Annotated in this window: 2 tRNA genes and 3 rRNA genes; all 5 read right to left on the bottom strand. The window is 55.5% G+C overall.

From position 1 onward, the window contains the following. Nucleotides 1–29: 29 nt before the first annotated feature. A 5S ribosomal RNA gene (rrf, locus tag K6753_RS14400) occupies nucleotides 30–144 on the bottom strand. Between the two features lie 110 nt (nucleotides 145–254). After that, nucleotides 255–3,133 (bottom strand): 23S ribosomal RNA (locus K6753_RS14395). A 235-nt stretch (nucleotides 3,134–3,368) separates the two neighbouring features. Further along, nucleotides 3,369–3,445: transfer RNA gene (locus K6753_RS14390), tRNA-Ile, on the bottom strand. Between the two features lie 32 nt (nucleotides 3,446–3,477). Further along, a tRNA-Ala gene (locus tag K6753_RS14385) sits at nucleotides 3,478–3,553 on the bottom strand. A 118-nt stretch (nucleotides 3,554–3,671) separates the two neighbouring features. Then, nucleotides 3,672–5,216 (bottom strand): 16S ribosomal RNA (locus K6753_RS14380). Together the 16S, 23S and 5S rRNA genes with 2 tRNA genes alongside form the textbook arrangement of a ribosomal RNA operon. Between the last annotated feature and the right edge of the window lie 385 nt (nucleotides 5,217–5,601).

The raw sequence follows: 5,601 nt of genomic DNA, 5'->3' as shown, positions 1-5,601 counted from the left end.
CCTTTTGGGAACCGGCCTTGGGTGTAAATGCCCAGCGATGACCTACTCTTGCATGGCTTAGGCCACACTACCATCGGCGCATGTGCGTTTCACTTCCGAGTTCGGGATGGGATCGGGTGGTGCCACACCGCTATTGTCGCTGGACAAGGGGGTGGAGTCGCGCCTTGGGCGCGGACTCTCATGGGTTGGGACGTAGCGAAATTGGTTTGGAATGTCGTCGACGCGTCGTCGAGTCCAAGGCCACTTGAGGTTATATGGTCAAGCCACACGGATCATTAGTACTGGTTAGCTCAATACATTGCTGTACTTACACACCCAGCCTATCAACCACCTGGTCTTGATGGTTCCTTCAGGGGAGTCAAGCTCCCGGGAGATCTCATCTTGAGGCGCGCTTCCCGCTTAGATGCTTTCAGCGGTTATCGCTTCCGAACATAGCTACCCGGCAATACCACTGGCGTGATAACCGGAACACCAGAGGTTCGTCCACTCCGGTCCTCTCGTACTAGGAGCAGCCCCTCTCAAATCTCCAACGCCCATGGCAGATAGGGACCGAACTGTCTCACGACGTTCTGAACCCAGCTCGCGTACCACTTTAAATGGCGAACAGCCATACCCTTGGGACCGACTACAGCCCCAGGATGTGATGAGCCGACATCGAGGTGCCAAACACCGCCGTCGATATGAACTCTTGGGCGGTATCAGCCTGTTATCCCCGGAGTACCTTTTATCCGTTGAGCGATGGCCCTTCCATACAGAACCACCGGATCACTAAGACCTACTTTCGTACCTGCTTGATCCGTCGATCTTGCAGTCAAGCACGCTTATGCCTTTGCACACAGTGCGCGATGTCCGACCGCGCTGAGCGTACCTTCGTGCTCCTCCGTTACACTTTGGGAGGAGACCGCCCCAGTCAAACTACCCACCATACACGGTCCCCGACCCGGATTACGGGCCCAGGTTAGAACGTCAAGCACGACAGGGTGGTATTTCAAGGATGGCTCCACTGCAGCTGGCGCCACAGTTTCATAGCCTCCCACCTATCCTACACAGACGAACTCAACGTTCAGTGTAAAGCTATAGTAAAGGTTCACGGGGTCTTTCCGTCTTGCCACGGGAACGCTGCATCTTCACAGCGATTTCAATTTCACTGAGTCTCGGGTGGAGACAGCGCCGCTGTCGTTACGCCATTCGTGCAGGTCGGAACTTACCCGACAAGGAATTTCGCTACCTTAGGACCGTTATAGTTACGGCCGCCGTTTACTGGGGCTTCGATCAAGAGCTTCGCCTTGCGGCTGACCCCATCAATTAACCTTCCAGCACCGGGCAGGCGTCACACCCTATACGTCCACTTTCGTGTTTGCAGAGTGCTGTGTTTTTGATAAACAGTCGCAGCGGCCTGGTCACTGCGACCCCCGCCAGCTATAGCCCGCATGGGCCACCAGCAGGGGTGCACCTTCTCCCGAAGTTACGGTGCCATGTTGCCTAGTTCCTTCACCCGAGTTCTCTCAAGCGCCTGAGAATTCTCATCCTGCCCACCTGTGTCGGTTTACGGTACGGTCTGCGTAAGCTGAAGCTTAGGAGCTTTTCCTGGAAGCGTGGTATCAGTCACTTCGCCCTAATGGGCTCGTCTCGGTGCTCGGTGTTAAAGGGTCCCGGATTTGCCTAAGACCCACACCTACCGCCTTTCCCCGGGACAACCAACGCCCGGTAGACCTAACCTTCTCCGTCCCTCCATCGCACTTACGCGAGGTGCTGGAATATTAACCAGCTTCCCATCGACTACGCATTTCTGCCTCGCCTTAGGGGCCGACTCACCCTGCGTCGATTAACGTTGCGCAAGGAAACCTTGGGCTTTCGGCGTGCGGGCTTTTCACCCGCATTATCGTTACTCATGTCAGCATTCGCACTTCCGATACCTCCAGCAGACTTCTCAATCCACCTTCACCGGCTTACGGAACGCTCCTCTACCGCGCACAAACAAGTTGTGCACCCCAAGCTTCGGTTCAACGCTTAGCCCCGTTAAATCTTCCGCGCAGACCGACTCGACCAGTGAGCTATTACGCTTTCTTTAAAGGGTGGCTGCTTCTAAGCCAACCTCCTGGCTGTCTGTGCCTTTCCACATCGTTTTCCACTCAGCGTTGATTTGGGACCTTAGCTGTGGGTCTGGGTTGTTTCCCTTTTCACGACGGACGTTAGCACCCGCCGTGTGTCTCCCATGCATTCTGTCCTGGTATTCGGAGTTTGCCATGGTTTGGTAAGTCGCAATGACCCCCTAGCCATAACAGTGCTCTACCCCCAGGAAGATTCACATGAGGCGCTACCTAAATAGCTTTCGAGGAGAACCAGCTATCTCCGGGTTCGATTAGCTTTTCACTCCTAATCACACCTCATCCCCTACCTTTGCAACGGGAGTGGGTTCGGGCCTCCAGTTGATGTTACTCAACCTTCACCCTGGGCATGACTAGATCACCCGGTTTCGGGTCTATTGCCCGCGACTATGCGCCCTTATCAGACTCGGTTTCCCTTCGCCTCCCCTATACGGTTAAGCTTGCCACGAACAATAAGTCGCTGACCCATTATACAAAAGGTACGCAGTCACCCCGAAGGGCTCCTACTGCTTGTACGCACACGGTTTCAGGGTCTATTTCACTCCCTTCACCAGGGTTCTTTTCGCCTTTCCCTCACGGTACTGGTTCACTATCGGTCGGTCAGGAGTATTTAGCCTTGGAGGATGGTCCCCCCATGTTCAGACAGGGTTTCTCGTGCCCCGCCCTACTCGATTTCACTGAAAGAGTTCTTTCGCATACCGGGCTGTCACCGTCTATGGCCAACCTTTCCAGGTTGTTTTGCTAAAACTCAACCAGCTTAAGGGCTGCTCCCCGTTCGCTCGTCACTACTCAGGGAATCTCGGTTGATTTCTTTTCCTCCGGTTACTTAGATATTTCAGTTCACCGGGTTCGCCTTGCATGGCTATGTATTCACCATGCAATACTCCTTGCGGAGTGGGTTTCCCCATTCGGACATCGCGGGATCAATGCTTGTTGCCAGCTCCCCCACGCTTTTCGCAGGCTGCCACGTCCTTCATCGCCTCTGACCGCCAAGGCATCCACCGTGTGCGCTTATTCGCTTGACCATATAACCCCAAGTCGCCTCAGGGTTGTCTGTGCCCGCGGGTACAAACCGCGGAACGCGAATATCAACGACAACTTCAAATGTTAGGGCCTCAAAGGGCCCCGCCTTAGCCTCTACGACACGTCATGGACATTCCGTCTCAAAACGCTCGCTACGTCCCAGTTTTCAAAGAACACGACGCGGGCCACAGTGCCCGATCGCTTCAAATCTTGAGTGTGCGCAGAATCATTCAGAGTTGGTGGGTCTGGGAGGACTCGAACCACCGGCCTCACCCTTATCAGGGGTGCGCTCTAACCACCTGAGCTACAGACCCAATGTGTCGTGCATCCCAGGACCCGCCGCCGTTGGTGGAGCTTGTCGGGATCGAACCGACGACCCCCTGCTTGCAAAGCAGGTGCTCTCCCAGCTGAGCTAAAGCCCCATGCTTCAACAGCAAAAAAGGGACGCTCCCGCATCGGCCTCTCGGCCAACCGGAACTCTGAATGCAGGTCACTTGTGCGGACGCCTGACAGGCTTTGAACAAGCTGTCTTTAGTCTCTAAAGGAGGTGATCCAGCCGCACCTTCCGATACGGCTACCTTGTTACGACTTCACCCCAGTCATGAATCACTCCGTGGTAACCGTCCCCCTTGCGGTTAGACTAGCTACTTCTGGAGCAACCCACTCCCATGGTGTGACGGGCGGTGTGTACAAGGCCCGGGAACGTATTCACCGCAGCAATGCTGATCTGCGATTACTAGCGATTCCGACTTCACGGAGTCGAGTTGCAGACTCCGATCCGGACTGAGATGGGGTTTCTGGGATTGGCTCACCGTCGCCGGTTTGCAGCCCTCTGTCCCCACCATTGTAGTACGTGTGTAGCCCTGGCCGTAAGGGCCATGATGACTTGACGTCATCCCCACCTTCCTCCGGTTTGTCACCGGCGGTCTCCTTAGAGTTCCCACCATTACGTGCTGGCAACTAAGGACAAGGGTTGCGCTCGTTGCGGGACTTAACCCAACATCTCACGACACGAGCTGACGACAGCCATGCAGCACCTGTGTCACGGTTCCCGAAGGCACCAATCCATCTCTGGAAAGTTCCGTGCATGTCAAGGCCAGGTAAGGTTCTTCGCGTTGCATCGAATTAAACCACATACTCCACCGCTTGTGCGGGCCCCCGTCAATTCCTTTGAGTTTCAGTCTTGCGACCGTACTTCCCAGGCGGCGAACTTAACGCGTTAGCTTCGATACTGAGTTCCTAGTTGAACCCAACATCCAGTTCGCATCGTTTAGGGCGTGGACTACCAGGGTATCTAATCCTGTTTGCTCCCCACGCTTTCGTGCCTCAGTGTCAGTGCTGGTCCAGGTAGTCGCCTTCGCCACGGATGTTCCTCCCGATATCTACGCATTTCACTGCTACACCGGGAATTCCACTACCCTCTACCGCACTCTAGACTGCCAGTATCCAATGCCATTCCCAGGTTGAGCCCAGGGCTTTCACATCAGACTTAACAAACCACCTACGCACGCTTTACGCCCAGTAATTCCGAGTAACGCTTGCACCCTTCGTATTACCGCGGCTGCTGGCACGAAGTTAGCCGGTGCTTATTCTTACGGTACCGTCATGACTCCCGGGTATTAACCGAAAGCTTTTCTTCCCGTACAAAAGTGCTTTACAACCCGAAGGCCTTCTTCACACACGCGGCATGGCTGGATCAGGCTTGCGCCCATTGTCCAATATTCCCCACTGCTGCCTCCCGTAGGAGTCTGGACCGTGTCTCAGTTCCAGTGTGGCTGATCATCCTCTCAGACCAGCTACGGATCGTCGCCTTGGTGGGCCTTTACCCCGCCAACTAGCTAATCCGACGTCGGCTCATCTTTCCGCGCCAGGCCCGAAGGTCCCCGGCTTTCACCCGTAGGTCGTATGCGGTATTAGCGTAAGTTTCCCTACGTTATCCCCCACGAAAAGGCAGATTCCGACGTATTCCTCACCCGTCCGCCACTCGCCACCCAGGGAGCAAGCTCCCCTGTGCTGCCGTTCGACTTGCATGTGTTAGGCCTGCCGCCAGCGTTCACTCTGAGCCAGGATCAAACTCTTCACTTAAGTATTGCAGCGCCAGTCCGAAGACCGTTGCTTATGCTTTGAGTGCAGTCGTCTATCCAGGCCCAAACAAACTCAATCTCAAGCATCTCGCGATGCCCGTTACTGCTTCATTTGGACTCTGTGTCGAACGTCTGCTGATGGACAACCATCGCCACCGGCCAGACGCCCGCACAAGTCACCTGCGCACACTGTCAAAGATCCTTCGGAACCGGCCTCAGCGCCGCGTCCCGTGCCCAGCACCTAAGTGCCCGAGCGAGCCGCACATCTTACAGCAGATTTCCGGGCCGTCAACACCTTCTCGACACGCTTTCTGCTTCAGATCCCCCGCCGATTCGGCAGCCCCTCAAGGCCACCCCCTCAGCAGGGCCGCGCATTGTGCACATGC

It is taken from the genome of Novilysobacter selenitireducens (assembly GCF_020026895.1).
Taxonomy (GTDB): domain Bacteria; phylum Pseudomonadota; class Gammaproteobacteria; order Xanthomonadales; family Xanthomonadaceae; genus Lysobacter_C; species Lysobacter_C selenitireducens.
The sequence above is the reverse complement of the archived record's forward strand: the minus strand, read 5'-3'. Positions and strand labels throughout refer to the sequence as shown.